Genomic DNA, 18,019 nt, shown 5'->3' on the forward strand with positions numbered 1-18,019 from the left:
GCGGCGGTCGAGCCGGTCACGCCGGAGGTGCCGAGCACCTGGATGCCCCGGTTGTCGGCGGGGTCGGCCGTGCCGTTGCCGTCGGTGGCGTAGCTCACCGCGTAGGTCTGGGTTTCATCGACGACGAAGCGGGCCCAATAGCTGCCCCCGGCATAAACGCCGTCTACCTTAGAAGGAACGAAACGCGCGTCACGGGAAATCGGATTTCCCGATGCCTCCGCGTTGTCATACCAGCCGTCAAATCTATACCCAGAATCTGGCGAAGCCGTCGAGCCAGAAGCGATGCCCGTTACAGGAGCGATCGTTTCGGAAGCACTGCTTACCGACCTGCCCTGTCAAACATACTGTCAGGCAGCGTTACATAATCGTTCTTTTCAGCCGTCCATGTTTCCGTAGCAGGGTTGCTCCCGTAGTTAGCATTGAAGACAAGGCTCACCGCCAAACTAGGATTCACGTAACGAGCAACGAGCTTTGTATCGCCGTTCATCTTGATAGTGTTCCCCGGATAGTACGTGCGACCAGATCCGTCAACCTGCCAACCGACGAATGTCTTGCCGGACGCAGAAAGCAAAGCGTCTTTTACAGGAGCCTTTACGCCAAGCGCGTAGCTGTTAGTATCGACAGGCACGCTTCCGAAACCGATCCCCTTGTCGTACGTCAAAGAAAACCCATCGGTTTTCCAGCGCCCGTACAAGGTCACATCACCGGATACAGGCGTCTCCCAGCTATAGGCAACCAGGCGATCGGTTCCCGGAAGATACCAGTACCATCCAAGAAACTCGCCCAGACCCTCATAGCCCTGACCCACAATGTACACCCCAGGATCTTTGATGTACTCGCCCTGAGCAATACCCTGCGTCTTTACCGGGGTCCCATCTCCCTCGTGCGTGTAGAACTTGGCGGAGTATTGGGAGGACTCCCATTTCGCATATAATTGGACGTTGCTGCCCGGCATAGTGGCTGTACCGAAATCGTAGGGCAGCATATAGTCGCTATCCAGATACCATCCCTTGAATACGTAATGTTCGCGAGTGGGGTCGTCAGGTTCGTGCTGAGCCATAGGAGCTTCGTACAAGACCGTTTTAGAGAGAACAAAGCTTCCGCCCATGGAGTTGAAGGACAAGGTGTATGCATTGCGATCATAATAGAAGTTGTAGGTAGACACCCACTGGCTCCCGTCCCATTCCCAGACAGGATCTGTATTGTAGTCCGATTTTTTGGAAAACCCGCCGATGGTCTTCGCGCTTAGGCTTCCGCTGTGAAGCAGCTCTTGCGTATATTCGTTAAGAGCGCTGTAGTATTTGCCGTTCGGCATTTGTTTCGCATCCGCAGGAAGATTAGAGGGATCCGCCACCTCAAGCCAGTAGTTTACCTGGCTTCGCGACACCGTGTTCCACGACGCTGTCGCCGTTATCACCTTATCGTTGTTGGCGCTCGCTATGATATCTTCGGTCATCGTAAAACGATGGCTCACGAACGTGCTGTAGCCGAAGCCGGTCCACCCGGCAAAGCCCTGATTCCGGTTGCTCCAAAACGTCGCATTCTTAGATGACACCCAAAGGCTTCCGATAGACTGCTCGTATTTTGCTGCAAACGAATACTTGCTGGAGTTCCAGCCTCCACTGTACAGAACACCGTCAAAGCTCATCCAACGAGAACTGCTACTGCCCAGATCGAATTGCACCGTATACAGCGTACGCTTGTAATACACGTTTATTACCGTGGAGCCCGTGCCGGAAATCTGGGTCGTATCGCCGAACGCGTAGTATCCGTACTTAGCCAGGTCGCTGTATTGATTGGGATTCAAAAGACCTGAAGCCCGCAAGCTATCGCCCGACACCGTGCTCCCCGCTTGAGCGCGCATGGTAACTTGCTGGCTAAACGAGTAATTGCTCGTATTCGTGCCGGCATCGCCGGCAATATTCGCATGCTCGAAGTTGTACACAAGCGTGTAATCGACGGTCGCGCCCTTCCATACGCCGTACAAGACCGTATCGGCCTTGATCTGCGTATCGAAGTTGAACGCCCCCGAGCTTCCATCCTCGCTCGTCGACCAATACTGGAAGTCGTACCCCTCGCGAGTCGGATCGTTGGGCTTGGGGACGGTGCCGCCATCGCGCACGATCGCAGAAGGCACAGCCGACCCCTTGGAAACGAAGTGCACATAGTGCGTATCGGCGAAGTGCGGAACGAGCGTAATATTGCCCGTCACCGGGGTATTGAAGTTGTAAGGCTTCCCGTCAAGATACCAGGCATCGAACTCCTGCCCAGAAGGGGCAACGGGAGTATGCTCGGGCTGCTTTGCCTTTTGATTGTTCGAGACCTCTTGCGTCTCGACAACCTTGCCCGCAGCATCCTGGAACAGAACGACCCATTTGTCGCTGAATTTGGCAACAAGCTCGATATCGGCCACAACGGGCGAGGCGAAATCAAAGCGATTGGAAGACAGCGAACCGTCCTCCATCTTTTGATACCAACCGAGAAACGCAACGTAACCTGCAGGAATGACAGGCGTCGCAGGCTCGGGGCACATTTCGCCCTCTACCACGTTTTTCGAAATGGGATCGTTTCCTTCAGCAGTGAACGTGACCGTATGCAACGCAGCGCTCACCGCATCGACGGCAAGAACGGGCGACAAATGGCTCAACGTCGCCCGAGTTCCATCGGAAACCTTCTCAACGTCTGCTATATTGCCCTCGGAGTGATACAAAGACGTGGACCCGGCCTTCAAATCAGCGTTCGCCAACGTCAGGGAAACGTCGCCTTTAGGCTGGATCTGATTCCCCGCGGCGTCGAACAGCGTCACATCCACGGCGACAAAGCCGACCAGCTTCTTTCCTTCGGCCGAAGCTTTCTCCTCGGCAACTTGGCGAACGTCCTCGCCCCCAAGCGGAACGACCTTCATGGCAACGCCCGCAGGGAGCACGCCAGCGGGCGCCTCCAAAGAGACCGTGGTCGCACCGACCGTTTGGGAGAGAGAAACAGCCGGAGCATTGGAATTCCCAGTCGTATCAACCTTCGAGTCGCCGGTAATAGGCGTGGTCTCGGGCGCCGGCGCAGGCTGCTCGGCCTCCACGGCCTCGGCGTTCACGGTAACCACCAGCGTGCTGTCCACGTGCTCGGCGGCAATGGCGTAGCCGCCGTCAATCTCTTGAACCGGTACGTTCTCGCTCGCGGAGTTGCGTGCAACAACCTGGGAAACCCTGTAGCCCGTATCGGCCGAAGCGGCGAACTTCAGCTCTTTGTGCAGCTCGGTTGTAAGCGTCTTGGCATAAAGAATCTGGTCCTTCACGGACACGTAGGCATGCTCGGCCTCAAACGTGACCACCGCTTCGTCAACCTCGGGCGCAACGATAGGCCCGGCCTGCGATGCGGACGAGTCAGATCCAGCGGCATCGGCACCGTGCTGCACGGCGTCTTGAACCGCCTGCTGATCCTGAGAGGCCTCAATGGTCTCCGCCGATTTCTGCGCAGAAGAACCAGCCGACGCTCCGTCGGCGCCGCCTTCGGCAAAAGCCGCGAAATTCGTCATGGTCAAAACCATGACAACCGCCATGAACACGGCCAGGCATTTGCCTTCAAACGTGTTTTTGAGATCGAGCATCTTCTCTAGCATACGTATCACCCACACTTCTACCGGATCGCCATTCCGGATTGACGCTTGCGCCGGGCAACTAGCCCGCACGATGCGAAGCGCGACGAGCGCTTCCCCTGTCAGTGTGCCGTTACGTTATCGAGCATGCTCGTGTTCGTGACTCCCGTGGTAGGCTTGCCCGAGCTTCCGTTCATGCGAAAACCGTACAAACCCTTAATTAGTTTACCATGCAAGCGTTCAAATGTCTCTTTGTCGGGTGCATTTTTCGGCTGTTTACCCAACTGTTGAATAAGCGGTAAAACCTGATGAACGTACATAAACAAGCAAATCGAGCCCTGGGGCGCCCTTCGAAACAACACATCCTCCATGCCTTTCCCGCAGCTTGGCGTACCCTGCGATCCACGCTGCAGCATAGCGGTATAATGCCCAATACGGCTCAACCCCAGAAAGGCGTGCATGCAGGAAGACGCTGCGATAGTCGTCCCTTGTCGACAGTCTGCGAAATCGGCGGCTTCCATGCCCCGGAGAATTCGCGCGCACCGCATCTTCCGCTGCCTGCGCGCGGCCGCGTTCGCCTGCGCGCTCCTGGTTCTTTTGACAAGCTGCAGCGAAAGCGGCCGAGGAACCGACTCTCCGTCAAGCGGCAACCAGGAGCAAACCTCCGGGCCAGCCTTCACGCAGACCGAACCCGCCCTCTCCCCCTTCGACGCATCGGCCGCGACCAACCTCGACGGAGCGCTCATAGACGCTTCCCATCTTTCGGAGGGTTACGTTTCGGTCAGCGCCACATCGCAATCTCGATTGAAGTTCCAAGTGAAAAGCGGGGGTCTGGAGTACAACTACGACCTCCCCAACGACGGTACGCCCATATCGTGCCCGCTCAGCGAGGGCAACGCAACCTACTCTTTCACCGTATGGGAGAACACGTCGGGAAACCGCTATGTCGAACTGGCCAGCCTGCCCGATCAAAACGTGGCCCTTTCCGACGAGTTCCAACCGTTCATCAGGCCCAGCGTCTATTGCAACTACGGACCGGACAGCGCCGCGGCAAAACTGGCGAACGAGCTATGCGCCAACGCGCAGAACCAAGGCGACGTGGTGCGCGCCGTTTACACTTGGATCGTGGACAATGTAGCGTACGACGAGGAGAAAGCCGCTGCACTTGCCGACGCAACCGGATACGTTCCCTCCCCCGACGCAACCATCAACGCCAAAACCGGCATCTGCTTCGACTACGCATCCCTCGCAGCGGCTATGCTTCGTAGCCAAGGCGTTCCCTGCAAGATAATCACCGGAAACGTCTCGCCTGATAATATATACCATGCATGGAACATGATATATATTGATGGCACGTGGATCGGCGCCGGTATCGACGTCAGGCAGAACACCTGGACGCGCATCGATACCACGTTTGCCGCAGGGGGCGCGTCAAGCTACGTCGGAGACGGAACCGGCTACACCGATCGTTACACGTACTGACATGCTAGTTTGCGCATGAGGGCAAGATAAGGAGCGAGTAGGGACATGGCCACGAAGATGCTCGAAAGCAGTGCGATCGCCGCATTTTGCGAAAGCGCCGCCGTCATGCACTCAGCCGGCATTCAGATGGACGAAGCCGTCTACCTGCTAGGCGAAAACATGCAGGACGCCGCGTTCAAGAACGCCTGCGACAGCGTATATGCAGGGCTGATCTCAGGGAAATCACTGGCTGAGGCTTTGGAAAAGTCAGAGAGCTTCCCCCATCACGTGGTGGACATGGTTGCCGCCGGCGAACACTCGGGACGCTTGGAGAACGTGCTGTGGAGCCTGGCGAAGTACTACGACGAAGAAGACCGCCTGTACGCTAAAACCAAAAGCGCCGTTGCCTACCCCGCCGCGCTCCTGTCCGTGATGACGGTGATCCTGCTGTTCACCGTAGCCGTCATCCTGCCCGTGTTCGTTGACGTTTACACCGGCTTGACTGGCAACCTGACCAGCGGATCTTTCGCTTACGTGAACGCGTCCATCATCATCGGATGGACCGCTTTGGGCATTACGCTGCTTTGCACGGTGCTGGTGCTTGTTGGCATCGTCGCCAGCCGCTCGCCCCAAGGCCGCAGCAAGCTTGTCCGGCTGCTCGAACGCATGCCGCTCACGCGCGAACCGCTGCGTCAAATGGCCGTCGGGCGGTTCACGGCCGCACTCGCCACGTTCGTCGCAGCCGGCGTAAACACCGACACCGCTATGGAGCGCGCCGTTGCCATGGTCGACCATCCCGCCTTGAAATCCCAGCTTGAGAACGTGCGCGGCCAAATGACCGACCCGTCGCTCGGCAAAAGCCTGGCGCAAGCAGTATTCGACAACAACGTGTTCGAGCCCGTCTATGCGCGCATGCTCGTGGTAGGCACACGCTCGGGAAGCCTGGAAACCGTGCTGGCCAGCTTGTCGGACACGTTCTTCGACGACTCCTCCATCCGCCTCGATCGCCTCATCGACAGCGTGGAGCCCACCTTGGCGGCCTTTTTGACCGTCAGCGTGGGAGCAACGCTGATAGCCGTCATGCTGCCCCTTATCGGCATCATGGGATCGATCGGATAACGCCATGTACCGCGAGATGACAAAACAGGAGATCAGAAAGCGAACGCGCAAACGTATGTCGATATTTTTCGCCATCGTTGCCGCAGCGGCGCTCATTTGGGTCGCCTACGGTTTCGTCAGCGCAACCCTACGCGAGCAAGGCGAGCTTTCGGTGCGAAACGCCATACTGAACAGCGCGAAGCAATGCTGCGCGATCGAGGGCACCTATCCGCCGTCCTTGGCGTATCTCGAGAAAAACTACGGGCTTGTCGTAAACCGGAGCGACTACGCAATCACCTACGAGGTGTTCGCCGACAACGTCATGCCCAACGTCGTGGTGCTGGCAAAATGAACGGCAACCACAACATAGCACAGGCGCTTGTCCAGGCAACGCACCCGGGTCAAGCCGCAAGCCGCCCGAGCCAAAGTCGCGACCGCGTGTTCATCACGATCTTGTTCGCGGTGCTTTCGCTGTTTCTCCTGATCTCGCTGCTTGTAGGAACGAACGCGTACAAGTCCATCAACGCCGTGCGCACCGCCTCCGACGAAACACGTCTGGGATTGTCGCTCATAGGAAACTCCATTCGCGCAAACGATGCGACCGACGCTGTAGGAGTGGCCGAAGGACCGGAGGGGTCGGCGCTCGTGCTGACCGAGCGCCTGGAAAGCGGCGTGTACGAAACAAGACTGTACGCCTACCAAGGATCGATCGTCGAAGAATACGCTCGCGCCGACGCCGCCTTCACGCCGGAAAAAGCGCGTGAAATCGTGAAATCGAAGCGATTCGACTTCGCATACGAGAACGGCCTGCTAACCGTGTACACCGACCAGGGCTCGACCTCCGTCGCCTTGCGCAGCGTCCGAGGGGGTTCATGATGGTCGTGCAGATTCCGCGCCACAGGCGCGCACGCGAAGAGAACCGCCGTTCATGGCATGGCGGCGCGTTCATCGTTGAATCGCTTGTGCTTCTTGCATTTCTGATGGCCGCGCTTGCCGTGGTGGTTCAGCTTACGGGAATCGCGCACGAGCGCGGAACGGAAGCCGACCACCTTTCAAACGCCGTCACGATTGCTGCGAACAACGCCGAAGCGTTCGCAGCCGACCCAGCATCGGGGAACATGACCGCATCGTTCACCATTGCAAACGGTAGCCTGGTGGAAGTCGACGGTACGCCGGATGCAGGAAACGAAAGCACGACATACCAGGTCAACCGCACGGTAGAGCAACATGACAAGGGCGGCGGAACCCTGTATACCGCCCATATCGCAGTAACGCAAGGTGCCGAAACCGTATACACGTTGGACACGTCCCGCTACTCGACCAGCGCAGAGGAGGCTTGATGAGCAGATCGAAAGGATCGGTACGCATCGGACCCATCAGCCTGTTTACCCTGATGACCGTCTTGTGTTTGGCCGTACTGGGAGTTTTGTCCATCAGCACGGCTCAGGCAACGTACGCGGCAGCGGAGAAGCAGGCGGCGTTCACCGCAGACACCTACGTCAACGAAAGCGCGGCACAGAATCTGCTCGCAAACGTCGACGAAACGCTGGCAAGCGTACGGAAAGCAGGCGGCAGCCTCGACGCCGCCCTCGTTGCGGTGGACGGCATGCTGCCGAGCAACGCCAAGCGCGAAGGAACGACCGTTTCGGCGAAGTTCAGCACCGAAAGCGGCCGAGCGTTGGACATCGAACTAACCGTGCGCGCCAACGCAACGTACGAGATAACGGCATGGAAAGCAACGACGCAGTGGACGAACGCGAGCTCGGGCGAAACGCTCTGGTCGGGCGCCGCTCAAACACGATAGGAGACACCATGAAACTGGAACAGCTTTTGCAGGAGATGGTTGACGCGAAGGCGTCCGACGTCTTCATCATAGCAGGGCTTCCCCTGGCCTACGAAGCGAGCGGTCAGCAAGTTCGGCTGGACACGCCCCCGTTCAAGCCCGCCGACACCGAAGCGTTCGTACGCGCGATCTACGAAGTATCCGGGCGCAACATGGATCGATTCCTCGACAACGGCAATCACGACGAGGATTTCTCATTCGCCATTTCCGGAATCGGGCGTTTCCGCGCGAATATCTTCCGTCAACGCGGGTCGCTCGGCGCCGTGATCCGCGTCATCCCCTTTGGGCTGCCCGACCCCGCAGCGATGGGAATACCGGAGGAAGTCCTGCGCCTTTCGCAGCTGCAAAAGGGACTGGTGCTGGTCACCGGCCCTGCCGGCGTAGGCAAATCAACCACGCTTGCCTGCATCGTCGATCGGCTGAACCACGAGCGCAGCGGCCATATCATCACCATGGAAGACCCCATCGAATACGTGCACAAGCACGGCAGCTGCATCGTGACGCAGCGCGAGGTGCCCACCGACGTGGCCAGCTATTCCGAAGCGCTGCGGTCGGCTATGCGCGAGGCGCCCGACGTGATCCTGCTTGGCGAGATGCGCGACCACGACACGATCGGCACCGCCGTGACCGCTGCCGAAATGGCGCAGCTTCTGCTGTCGACGCTGCACACCACGGGCGCAGCCAGCACGGTCGATCGCATCATCGACGCCTTCCCCGCTTCGCAGCAGCGCCAGATCCGCATCCAGCTGTCCATGGTGCTGCAAGCTATCGTCAGCCAGCAGCTGGTTCCCGCAATCGACGGCGGCGCGGTGCCTGCATTCGAGATCATGTTCGCGAACACCGCCATTCGCAACCTTATCCGCGAAGAGAAAACGCACCAGATCGACAGCGTGATAGCTGCCAGCGGCGCGGAAGGCATGCGCACCATGGATCAAAGTTTGTTCGACCTGGTAAAAGAAGGCCGCGTGACAAAGGATATGGCCCTGCAGTACAGCATCCACCAGGAAGCTCTCAAGCGCCGCTTCGAAGCAGCGAGCCTGTAACAGCTCCCAACCGCATGGCAGAACGAAGGCGAGGTCGATGACCCCGCCTTCGTTTTATTGGGGGGACTGGCGGGGTGTTGCCGGGTAGCGGCGGGCGGCGGGCGCTGCCCGGCATCCCGTTGGCTCCGATCGACAGCGTCCCGCTACCAATCGGAGCGCCGTTGGCAGCTTGTCGGCAGCGCGCCGTTGGCAGCTTGTCGGGAGCGCGTCGTTGGCCGGCTTGTCGGGAGCGCGTCGTTGTCGACAAGCGCCCCCTTACCTGGCGGGGCCCCGCCAGCCGGCAGCGCGCCCCCCTCGTCGCCGCCCCAATCAAGAGGTTGCGCGCGAAAAACCGCTCCCGCTGGCAGGTTTTGACGGCTTGAGGTCGTTTGGTCCGGCGGGACGAGCGCCCTTGGGAACCTCATCCGACATCACAACGCTCTGATCAGGTAAAATAAAAAGTGAGCAAAGGGGTGAGACAAGCGGAGTTCATCTCGACGACCTCAAACCGTCAAAACCTGCCAGCGGGAGCGGTTTTTCGCGCGCAAGTCGTATGCAAGCCTCATTCCGGGGGACGGAGAACATGGGCGCCCCGTCCCGACCGCCGCATCGCATCGAGCGCCAAGCCTGAAGCACCCACCAACGACAAAAAGGGGCGCAGTTCAGTTCGCCTTGAACTGCGCCCCTTGCTCTAATACACGTTGTGGATGACCTCGGCCGACCCTAACAGGTTCGCCACTTCGAACACGGTGCCGTCGTCGAGCGTCACCGTACCGTCGAACCTTCCGAATACCTGGTGCTGGTCGGTGCGAATCACCTTGAAGTCCATCCAGTCAACGCGATCGAGCATCGGCGTGAACACCATATCCAAACGACCCTCGTCGTCGGTTACGTGCCAAGGCTGGTCAAGCTGGTAGCGATCCTCGGTCTTCTTCGCAACCGCAGCCCCCGCTTTCTCGGGAATGCCGAAGTCGACGCGATGCAGCTTGTGGGCAACGCCGTCCACGAACACCATGTTCTCGGACGCAGCGGACGTGTCGCCGAAACCGTACCCCAGGTTGAGTCCGAACCGATGAGCACCGGGCTGCGCCCCTCCGTGCCCATCCTGCCAACCTTGCGCGACGGCCCAGTACCACGTGTTGTCGCGCGTCCACACGCCGCGGCCCCAATCGAGCAAGCCAAACGAACGCTCCGGCGAAAAGCCATGTACGAGCAGGCCCTTCTTGAAGCTGCCCTGCGCTCGCATGGCAACGATCTTCTGGTTGTAGTAGAACGCGAGCGGGTCTTCGGCCCACGGCGTGGCAATCACCATCGTGTCGCGCGGCTCTTCGTCAAGCACCGCCTCAAACGTCAGATCGTCGCGCCCGTCGAATCGAGCGAACTGGGCCTTTATGCGACGGCACCCGTCCTTCACCTCGAAGTCGAACGACACGCGCCCGTTCTGGAACCGCGACACGCCGGAAGACGACGAGGACGGCAGCCGGAACCGGCCCAGGGTCAAGGGAACCATGGTGCTGGCCGTATGCGAAACGCCCTCGGCAAAGTCCATGACAGACGCCGAAATGAGTCCGCCGTACCCCAAATCGCCCAAGGTGAGCGCCACGGCGTACTCATCGTCGTTCACCAGGTAGTAGTCCCATTCCTTGATGCGCAGAGCCGGCGCCTTCACACGCGCGCGGTCGTAGGAACGAACGAGCGCGGTAGCCCAACCGCATTGGGCCAGAGATCCATCGTCGTTATGCAAAGGACCTTCGGTCAATCGCGTTTCAGCCATTCGTCCTCCCTCCCTCGTTTGCGGAATCCTCGGCCACTTGCTGCTTCCCCGCCAAAACACCGTCGATCAGATTAATGCCGCCTTCCCTGGTCAATGGAGCAATGGCACGCAGTACGGCATCGCCTGCCCGAGCACCCGTGCGGCTATCCGCCACGCGAAACACAATGGATCCCTTGAACCCCGCATCTTCGACAGCCGAAAAGGAAAGGGCCGGCTGCTTCGTCAGCTTCGCCACTTCGGATGCGGCCTCGGCGGCAACCCGCTCGATGGCCTCCGCCAAGTCGTCAAGACGGGATCCGTCGGTTGCCACGACAACGGGAATCGATACCTGGTTGGTGGGAGGAAGGTGCACGAGCGCCGTCTTGTTGATGATGGAGTTGGGAATGATGACCTCTGCGCCAGCGCTGTTCCTGATGGTGGTATGGCGCCATGTCACGTCCTTGACCACGCCCGAAGACGAGCCCACTTCTATGTTGTCGCCCGGCTTGACGATGCGCATGAGGCTCACCTGCAAGCCCCCGATCAGGTTGGATATCGTGTCCTGAAAGCCAAGCGAGATGGCGATACCGCCAATGCCCATGGCCGTTATAGCGGCGCTCACATCTACGTTGAAGCAGGTGGACAGCATGATGCAGATGCCCAAGACCCACACTGAAGCACGCGCGATGTTGACGAAGATGGAACTTGAGGGGAGGTTCTTCTCTTCGTTGAAATGCAGCAGCTTGCGCATGAACCGCATCACCAACCGCGCGCACACCGCCGTCAAGGAAAGAATCACCACAACCGTTATCGCCGTGATAACCCAATCGCTTCGCACGAAGCCTTCGATGGCTTGTTCGAGTTGTCCCATGCCGCCGTCCTACCCTCTTGCAATCCTCATCGCCCTGAAAGGCGAACGCCTCACCATGACGGAGGCTTTTGAAACACGTCTTCCTGAGTTTCCCACAAAACGATACGCCCCTGGCTCCTTGTTGCGGGAACGTCAATCAACCGTTGGTTGGAAGAACCGCGCCACGGCAGATCGAAGGAGTGAAACGCCTGCACGAACGGACCGTCCACCAGCACGTCGGTCTGGTCGAGCAAATCGCGTGCAGCGGCATCGGGAAAGCCGTCCTCCAGCTGCTCGTAGCGATAGCCGGAATACGTCCATACGTTCAAGCCTCGTTTTCGCAGCTGACGAGCAAGTTCGGCGCATGCGGCGGCCTGCTCGAACGGCTCGCCGCCCGAAATGGTCACGCCCCGCGCCAGCTTGTTGGCCGCAATCTCGGCCACCAACTCGTCGATGCGGCGAACCTCGCCGCCCGCGCACGGCTGGCTGTCGGGGTTGTGGCAACCCGGACAAGCGTGCGTGCATCCCTGCACGAACACGGCGAAGCGCAGCCCCGGACCATCGACGATGGAGTCCGGGGCCGTACCGTACAAACGAATGGTGGCGGGAGTAGTCACGAGAGGGTCTCCTTATGCGCCCGAAGGGCGCATATTGCACTCACAGGTTGGCGTAGTAAGTCAGCGAGGGCAGCCACGGTGCCCTGAATTCGCGGGATCGCGGAGGCGAAGCGTACTGTGTACGCGAGCTTCCGGGATCGCACGAAGGCAGGGTGCCGTGGCTGGCCGCAGCGGCGGCGCGTTCCGGCGGCCGGCAAAAGCCGCCGGAGCCGCCCGCGTCTGGCTACATCTGATGCTTGACGCGATCGTTCTCCTCGGCGCGCTTGGCGTCGTTGAAGCGATCGAGCGTGCCCACCAGGTAGCCCGTGATGCGGCGAATGCGCTCGAACGACGTGCCGTGCTCGGCCTCGGTGCGACCGCACTTGGGGCACACGTCGCCGATGATGCCGTTGTAGCCGCACACCGGGTCGCGATCCACCGGATGGTTCACGGAGCCGTAGCCGATACCGCTGTCCTTCATGTGACGAATGACCGCCTCGAACGCCTCCAGGTTGTCGGACGGGTCGCCGTCAAGCTCCACATAGGAAATGTGGCCCGCGTTCGTGAGCGCATGATAGGGCGCCTCGATCTCGATCTTGTCGAACGCGCTGATGGGATAGTACACCGGCACGTGGAATCCGTTCGTATAGTAATCGCGATCGGTCACGCCCTCGATGGAGCCGTAGCGCGCACGGTCCATGCGCACGAACCGACCCGACAAGCCCTCGGCCGGCGTAGCGATCAAGCCGTAGTTCATCCCGCGCTCCTGCGACAGCTTGTCCAGGTATCCGCGCATGTGCCCGATGATCTCCAGGCCCAGGTTCTGCGACGACTTCGACTGGCCGTGATGCTGGCCGGTCAACGCCACCAGCGCTTCAGCCAGGCCGATGAAGCCCAGCGACAGCGTGCCGTGCTTGAGCACCTCGCGCTGCTCGTCGTCGGGCGAAAGCTTCTCGGAATCGATCCACACGCCCTGGCCCATCAAGAACGGCGCGTTGTACACGCGCTTGCGCGCCTGGATTTCGAAGCGCTCGTCCAGCTGCCCCACCACCAGCGCAAGCTTCGCGTCCAGAAGGTCGAAGAACAGATCCAGATCGCCCTTGGCGCGAATGGCCAAGCGCGGCAGGTTGATGGACGTGAAGCTGAGATTGCCGCGACCGGGCGTCACTTCGCGATCGGGATCGAACACGTTGCCCATAACGCGCGTGCGGCAGCCCATGTACGCCACCTCGGTCTCGGGCGTGCCCTTGTAGTACTGAATGTTGAACGGCGCGTCCAGGAAGCTGAAGTTGGGGAACAGGCGCTTCGCAGAGCAATGCATGGCAAGCTTGAACAGGTCGTAGTTCGGATCTTCAGGGTTGTAGTTCACGCCTTCCTTCACGCGGAAGATTTGCACGGGGAAGATGGGAGTCTCGCCCGAACCCAAGCCTCCTTCGGTTGCCAACAGCATGTTCTTGACCACCATGCGCCCCTCGGGGGACGTATCCATGCCGTAGTTGACCGAGCTGAACGGCGTCTGCGCACCGGCGCGGCTGTGCATGGTGTTCAGATTGTGCACAAGCGCCTCCATAGCCTGGAACGTCGTGCGATCGGTATCGGCCGTGGCGTTCTTCGCGGCATACGCAAGCGCGCGATCAGCCGTAGCGTCGTCGGCGCCCGCCTGTGCAAGGGCGGCGCGCACGGCGGCCTCGAACTGCTCGTCCATGTGCAGGCTGGCGATCGTGCCCGTCTGGGCTTCCACCGCGTCAAGCGTGTCCTGCGCGAACGCGCGGGCGTCCTCTGCGTTCATCAGCAGATCGACGGCCTCGGCCAAGTGCTTTTTGTACAGGCGACGATACGTCTTGCGCACGCCGTCCGCCAAACCGTAGTCGAAGTCGCAGATAGCCTGGCCACCATGCTGGTCGTTTTGGTTCGACTGAATGGCAATGCAGGCAAGCGCCGCGTAGCTGGCGATGTCGTTCGGCTCGCGCAGCACGCCGTGACCCGTGGAAAAGCCACCCTTGAACAGCTTCTTCAACTCGATCTGGCAGCACGTGGTGGTCAGCGTGTAGAAGTCCATGTCGTGAATATGGATGTCGCCGTCCCGGTGAGCACGCGCAAATTTCGGATCGATGACGCACATTTCGTAGAACTGCTTGGCCGATTCTGACCCGTATTTGAGCATGGTGCCCATAGCCGTGTCGGCGTCGATGTTGGCGTTTTCGCGCTTCATGTCGGAATCGGATGCCTTGGAAAACGTGATGTCCTTGAGCGTTTGGATAAGGCGGCTGTTCACGTCGCGAGCACGGTTGCGCTCGGCACGATAGAGAATGTAGGATTTGGCGGTCTGAACGAATCCGTCCTCGATGAGCGTTTCCTCCACCAGGTCCTGCACGCCTTCCACCGTGGGAACGCCCTCGATGGCGCCGGCTTCAAGCTTGTCCACGACAGCCTGTGCGATGCCGTCGGCAACCGAACGATCCTGCATGGCGCCGCATGCCTGGAACGCCCGCTCCACCGCCTCGGCAATCTTGTCCGCCTTGAACTCCGCCGTGCGGCCGTCGCGCTTTACTATGGTCGTGACCATGCGCCTGATCCTCTCTTCGCCAGTCTTATTCAATCGCTTCCAAATGCGTGCTTTTAAGGGCGCGATCTGTGGTTTCGCTTGGTTTATGCGCAATCTTTCCACAGGATCTACCCAAGATTTTCCACAACATATAGTGGGTGAATGCGTTTCAAATGTTCAGATATAGTACCGGCCCGCCTACGGACGCGCAAGGCGTACACAGTTATTACACGCAGCAAACAGGCCCGGTCGCCGCTATTCGACGGTTCCGTACACCTGCCCCCACGCGTGCCCGCCGATAGCCGAGTTCAGCTGATCGCACAGACGCTGGCGAGTGTACGTGCCCGGAGGCAGCAGCGCGATGATCTCGGCCAGATCTTCGGGAAGATCCGCCGATTCCGCCGCGACAACCACATCGAGCCGTCGCACGGACTTCACGTCCCGATCCGCGAACAAAGACTCGACCACGCTCTGCAATGCGCCGTAGTGGGGACTGCGCACCGTGTTCGTCCGAAAAGAGTCAGCCATGGACTACGCCTCCACGTCCGGACGAACGACGTCGAACCCCTCGCTTGCAGCAACAAGGGCGCCCGTGTACGCCGGCGTGGCAGCGCCGCCAGCCCGCAGGAACTGAGCGCCCGCACCGCGCAGCTGCGTACCGGCCGCCACCAGAACATCCGGGCAGAAATACGGATTGGACTCCGTGGCGCCGCCCTGCTTCGGGTCGTGCGCCCCCACGATCAGCTGAGCCAGAACCGGCAGGGAGCCGGCTGCGCATGCCTGTCGCGCCAAACTCGTTGCGGCCTCAAGGGGAGCGCGCGTCGCAAAGCCCGCCACCGACGCCTCGAAGTCCACCATAACCTCCAACGCCTCCGCGAACGTATGGCGGCCGCCGGAAAGCACGCCGTCAGCATCCACGTCGACCGAAGCGAACACCAGCGCATCGCTCACCTGGCGAACGCCCATGAGTGCGCACTTGAGATCCGACGGGTTCGCGAAACCGTTCAGGAAGAACGCGTCGAACGTCGCCCCTGCGCATGCGCGCGCGGCGTCGGCATACTGGCTGCGATTCTCGTTCAGCGACGCTTTGCTGGAGGGATCGAGCGGCAGCCCGCACGGGCCCACCTCCACCAGCACGTGCTGGGGCTTCAGCTGGCAAGCGATATCCAGTCCGGCCTTCACGACCTCTTGCGCGCGCTCCTCCAGACCGTGGTGCGCCAGACGAGCAGCCGTGATGCCCGCCGTGCTAGTCACCAGGCACTGAGCGCCGGCAACCTTGTTGAGCCGCAGCGCTTCGCGCACAGCCTCGGGCTCCACCAGCGTGGCGTACTCCAGATCTCGGTCGATGTCGAAGCCCTGGCGCTGCAGCACGGCAGCAACCGGAGCGGACAGAACCAGCATATCCCGGTGGAAGCGAAGATCGATATCAGGCATGGAAGATTCCTTTCGTCGAGTGCTTATGATAGCAAAAGAACGGTGCCGCATGGGGCGAGTTGACGTTCACCGATCGTCCGCACCCGTTACACAAGACGAACACGCGCCGGTCACATGTTTTTCAAGGCTGACTTTTATACTGGGTATCGCAAACGAAAGACTCCCCTCCTTTCCGTTTGCACTGCGTAGAAGCAGTAGCGACGCCATCGAGCGTCGCATCATCCCCCTCCTTGTGGGCCGCGAAGTTCCCCTCTTCGCGGCCCGATCTTTTTTCGCGACAACCCCGAATTCCGCTGCTGAACCGCCGTCGACGCGCGTCGCGCTTTCGCCGCTGCGCCGAGCGCTTGCGACGATTTGCCAAGAAATTTGCTTATTTGTTACTTATAAGACCACCAATTCACAAAACGCGCACGTGCGTCACATATCATCTGCAACCTCGGCACGTATACTAGGCTCCAGCAAATGAAAGGCTCCCCTCCTTTTCAGTTTGCTTCTGCTTACCCCTTAAAGCAGAGTCGGTGCCCAAGAGGCACCGTACATCCCCTCCTTGTGGCCCGGCGGAGCTCCCCTCTCCCCGGGCCGATCTTTTTCCAGGGAAGGAATGCGTCCGCAAACCGCGATGAAGGACTCCTCATGAAGTACCTCAAAGACAAGGTTTCACGGCTCCCGCTTCCCGTAGTGCCCGCCACCTTGGGCCTGCTTGTACTGGGAGGGTTTTACGAAACGATCGGATACCCGTTCGTCCATGCGATAACCGCCGTAATCTCGACCGTCGTAGCGCTGGCGTACTGCCTGAAGATCGCCTTCCATCTCAAAAGCGTGATAGCCGCGGAATACGCGAACCCCATGCTTGCCGCGCTATACCCCACCCTCCCCATGCTGATCATGGTGCTGTGCGTATACTACGCAGGTCTCGCGCCCGTCCTGCACGACGGCGCTCAGGCGGTGTTCTTCGCGATGCTCGGGTTGCTGATCGTGCACGTTGCGGTGTTCTTCGTCCGCTTTTTCCTACGGCGATTCGAATGGAAGACGTTCATGCCCAGCTGGTACGTCACCACTAACGGCGTCATGGTGGCCACGGTCGTCGGCATGCCGTTCATGCCCGAGCCGCTGGCACTAGGCATAGTGGTTTGGGGCATCGCGGCGTACGTTGCGCTTACGCCCTTCATGCTTTGGCGCATGAAGCGCTGCGAAGTCGCCGAAGCCACCATGCATTCGCAAGCGATCATGCTCGGTCCGTGCAGCATGTGCCTGGTGTCGTACGTCAACGTTGCAAGCGAGCCGAACCTCATCGTGCTCGCGGCGCTGTTCGCCTGCGTGGCGGTATCGCTTGCGTACGTGGTGGCAAAGCTGCCGAAGTTTTTCAGCGTGCAGTTTCACCCCGGATTTGCCGGCATGACGTTTCCCATGGCCGTAGGGCTGCTGGCAACCCACGGGTTCGCTTCGACGCTCGCCGCCGCCGGATTCGCCAGCGCCGCGTCCATGATTCAGCAAGTGGAGGGCATCCAGCTGCTGCTGGCCACATCCATCGTGGCCATAGTGTACGCACGCTTCCTCGGCATGTTTGCGGCAGGCTTGAAGAACGATCGCGTCAACGGAAAGCTGGCTCCCGAGCAAACCGCAGCGCTGCGCGCGCTCAGAGCGTACCTCAAGCGCGGATCGGACGCGCTTGAGCACCCCGCGAAAGCCGAAGCCTTCGTCCCCGTAGCTGCGGGAATCGATTGCAACGCAGCGTGCGAAGAACCGGGCAAAGCCGAAGAGCGCTAGCATTTGCCGCGTTTTCCTCTCATGGTTACCTTCTTGTTACTTTCAGAAGCATCGATTC

15 protein-coding genes are annotated in these 18,019 nt (G+C 60.0%); 8 read left to right on the forward strand and 7 right to left on the reverse strand.

Features of this window, described 5'->3' with window-relative positions; genetic code table 11:
- Nucleotides 1-319: 319 nt before the first annotated feature.
- Complete coding sequence (locus ACTQZK_RS11120; RefSeq protein ID WP_441899667.1) at nt 320-3,616, reverse strand: InlB B-repeat-containing protein; 3,297 nt, start codon at nt 3,614-3,616, stop codon at nt 320-322.
- Between the two features lie 495 nt (nt 3,617-4,111).
- On the opposite strand from ACTQZK_RS11120, the gene ACTQZK_RS11125 reads away from it, so the two are divergent.
- The 7 genes from ACTQZK_RS11125 to ACTQZK_RS11155 are packed head-to-tail and all read left to right on the forward strand — an operon-like array spanning nt 4,112 to nt 9,037.
- Nucleotides 4,112-5,074 (forward strand): transglutaminase domain-containing protein, encoded by a 963-nt coding sequence (locus ACTQZK_RS11125; protein WP_441899668.1) that lies wholly within the window; start codon nt 4,112-4,114, stop codon nt 5,072-5,074.
- A 45-nt stretch (nt 5,075-5,119) separates the two neighbouring features.
- The gene (locus tag ACTQZK_RS11130) at nt 5,120-6,172 is read left to right on the forward strand and encodes a type II secretion system F family protein (RefSeq protein WP_441899669.1); all 1,053 of its coding nucleotides are present in this window, start codon (nt 5,120-5,122) and stop codon (nt 6,170-6,172) included.
- A gap of 55 nt (nt 6,173-6,227) precedes the next feature.
- A complete protein-coding gene (locus tag ACTQZK_RS11135; RefSeq protein ID WP_225748662.1) occupies nt 6,228-6,503 on the forward strand; it encodes a hypothetical protein in 276 nt (91 codons plus the stop codon).
- Nucleotides 6,500-7,027, forward strand: coding sequence for a DUF4860 domain-containing protein (locus tag ACTQZK_RS11140; protein WP_441899670.1), 528 nt, complete (start codon nt 6,500-6,502; stop codon nt 7,025-7,027). The genes ACTQZK_RS11135 and ACTQZK_RS11140 overlap by 4 nt, the downstream gene beginning before the upstream one ends.
- Complete coding sequence (locus ACTQZK_RS11145; RefSeq protein ID WP_225748660.1) at nt 7,024-7,491, forward strand: hypothetical protein; 468 nt, start codon at nt 7,024-7,026, stop codon at nt 7,489-7,491. Before ACTQZK_RS11140 ends, ACTQZK_RS11145 begins: the two co-directional genes overlap by 4 nt.
- Nucleotides 7,491-7,955 (forward strand): S4A5 electrogenic sodium bicarbonate cotransporter 4, encoded by a 465-nt coding sequence (locus ACTQZK_RS11150; protein WP_114566519.1) that lies wholly within the window; start codon nt 7,491-7,493, stop codon nt 7,953-7,955. Before ACTQZK_RS11145 ends, ACTQZK_RS11150 begins: the two co-directional genes overlap by 1 nt.
- Nucleotides 7,956-7,963: 8 nt before the next feature.
- On the forward strand, nt 7,964-9,037 hold the full coding sequence (locus tag ACTQZK_RS11155) for a type IV pilus twitching motility protein PilT (RefSeq protein ID WP_114566518.1): 1,074 nt from the start codon (nt 7,964-7,966) through the stop codon (nt 9,035-9,037).
- Between the two features lie 670 nt (nt 9,038-9,707).
- On the opposite strand, the gene ACTQZK_RS11160 is transcribed toward ACTQZK_RS11155, so the two are convergent.
- The 6 genes from ACTQZK_RS11160 to ACTQZK_RS11185 form a co-directional block, all read right to left on the reverse strand.
- A complete protein-coding gene (locus ACTQZK_RS11160; protein WP_216529039.1) occupies nt 9,708-10,790 on the reverse strand; it encodes a DUF2804 domain-containing protein in 1,083 nt (360 codons plus the stop codon).
- A complete protein-coding gene (locus ACTQZK_RS11165; RefSeq protein ID WP_216529038.1) occupies nt 10,783-11,640 on the reverse strand; it encodes a mechanosensitive ion channel family protein in 858 nt (285 codons plus the stop codon). The genes ACTQZK_RS11160 and ACTQZK_RS11165 overlap by 8 nt, the downstream gene beginning before the upstream one ends.
- A 50-nt stretch (nt 11,641-11,690) precedes the next feature.
- A complete protein-coding gene (nrdG, locus tag ACTQZK_RS11170; protein WP_216529037.1) occupies nt 11,691-12,236 on the reverse strand; it encodes an anaerobic ribonucleoside-triphosphate reductase activating protein in 546 nt (181 codons plus the stop codon).
- Nucleotides 12,237-12,459: 223 nt separating this feature from the next.
- Entirely contained in the window at nt 12,460-14,781 is a 2,322-nt protein-coding gene (locus ACTQZK_RS11175) for an anaerobic ribonucleoside triphosphate reductase (protein ID WP_216529036.1), read from the reverse strand.
- Between the two features lie 234 nt (nt 14,782-15,015).
- Complete coding sequence (locus ACTQZK_RS11180) at nt 15,016-15,288, reverse strand: hypothetical protein (RefSeq protein ID WP_114566513.1); 273 nt, start codon at nt 15,286-15,288, stop codon at nt 15,016-15,018.
- A gap of 3 nt (nt 15,289-15,291) precedes the next feature.
- Nucleotides 15,292-16,194: a homocysteine S-methyltransferase family protein gene (locus tag ACTQZK_RS11185; RefSeq protein WP_216529035.1), complete on the reverse strand. Its 903-nt coding sequence runs from the start codon at nt 16,192-16,194 to the stop codon at nt 15,292-15,294.
- A gap of 633 nt (nt 16,195-16,827) precedes the next feature.
- Here ACTQZK_RS11185 and ACTQZK_RS11190 point away from each other — a divergent pair.
- Nucleotides 16,828-17,961 (forward strand): TDT family transporter, encoded by a 1,134-nt coding sequence (locus ACTQZK_RS11190; protein ID WP_441899671.1) that lies wholly within the window; start codon nt 16,828-16,830, stop codon nt 17,959-17,961.
- Nucleotides 17,962-18,019 lie beyond the last annotated feature (58 nt).

The organism is Paraeggerthella sp. LCP19S3_G8, assembly GCF_052119225.1.
GTDB lineage: Bacteria > Actinomycetota > Coriobacteriia > Coriobacteriales > Eggerthellaceae > Paraeggerthella > Paraeggerthella hominis.

Bases quoted from the DNA above. Each gene is read 5' to 3' on its own strand.
- ACTQZK_RS11120 (WP_441899667.1), bottom strand. From the start codon at position 3,616: ATGCTAGAGAAGATGCTCGATCTCAAAAACACGTTTGAAGGCAAATGC.
- ACTQZK_RS11125 (WP_441899668.1), top strand. From the start codon at position 4,112: ATGCCCCGGAGAATTCGCGCGCACCGCATCTTCCGCTGCCTGCGCGCG.
- ACTQZK_RS11130 (WP_441899669.1), top strand. From the start codon at position 5,120: ATGGCCACGAAGATGCTCGAAAGCAGTGCGATCGCCGCATTTTGCGAA.
- ACTQZK_RS11135 (WP_225748662.1), top strand. From the start codon at position 6,228: ATGTCGATATTTTTCGCCATCGTTGCCGCAGCGGCGCTCATTTGGGTC.
- ACTQZK_RS11140 (WP_441899670.1), top strand. From the start codon at position 6,500: ATGAACGGCAACCACAACATAGCACAGGCGCTTGTCCAGGCAACGCAC.
- ACTQZK_RS11145 (WP_225748660.1), top strand. From the start codon at position 7,024: ATGATGGTCGTGCAGATTCCGCGCCACAGGCGCGCACGCGAAGAGAAC.
- ACTQZK_RS11150 (WP_114566519.1), top strand. From the start codon at position 7,491: ATGAGCAGATCGAAAGGATCGGTACGCATCGGACCCATCAGCCTGTTT.
- ACTQZK_RS11155 (WP_114566518.1), top strand. From the start codon at position 7,964: ATGAAACTGGAACAGCTTTTGCAGGAGATGGTTGACGCGAAGGCGTCC.
- ACTQZK_RS11160 (WP_216529039.1), bottom strand. From the start codon at position 10,790: ATGGCTGAAACGCGATTGACCGAAGGTCCTTTGCATAACGACGATGGA.
- ACTQZK_RS11165 (WP_216529038.1), bottom strand. From the start codon at position 11,640: ATGGGACAACTCGAACAAGCCATCGAAGGCTTCGTGCGAAGCGATTGG.
- ACTQZK_RS11175 (WP_216529036.1), bottom strand. From the start codon at position 14,781: ATGGTCACGACCATAGTAAAGCGCGACGGCCGCACGGCGGAGTTCAAG.
- ACTQZK_RS11180 (WP_114566513.1), bottom strand. From the start codon at position 15,288: ATGGCTGACTCTTTTCGGACGAACACGGTGCGCAGTCCCCACTACGGC.
- ACTQZK_RS11185 (WP_216529035.1), bottom strand. From the start codon at position 16,194: ATGCCTGATATCGATCTTCGCTTCCACCGGGATATGCTGGTTCTGTCC.
- ACTQZK_RS11190 (WP_441899671.1), top strand. From the start codon at position 16,828: ATGAAGTACCTCAAAGACAAGGTTTCACGGCTCCCGCTTCCCGTAGTG.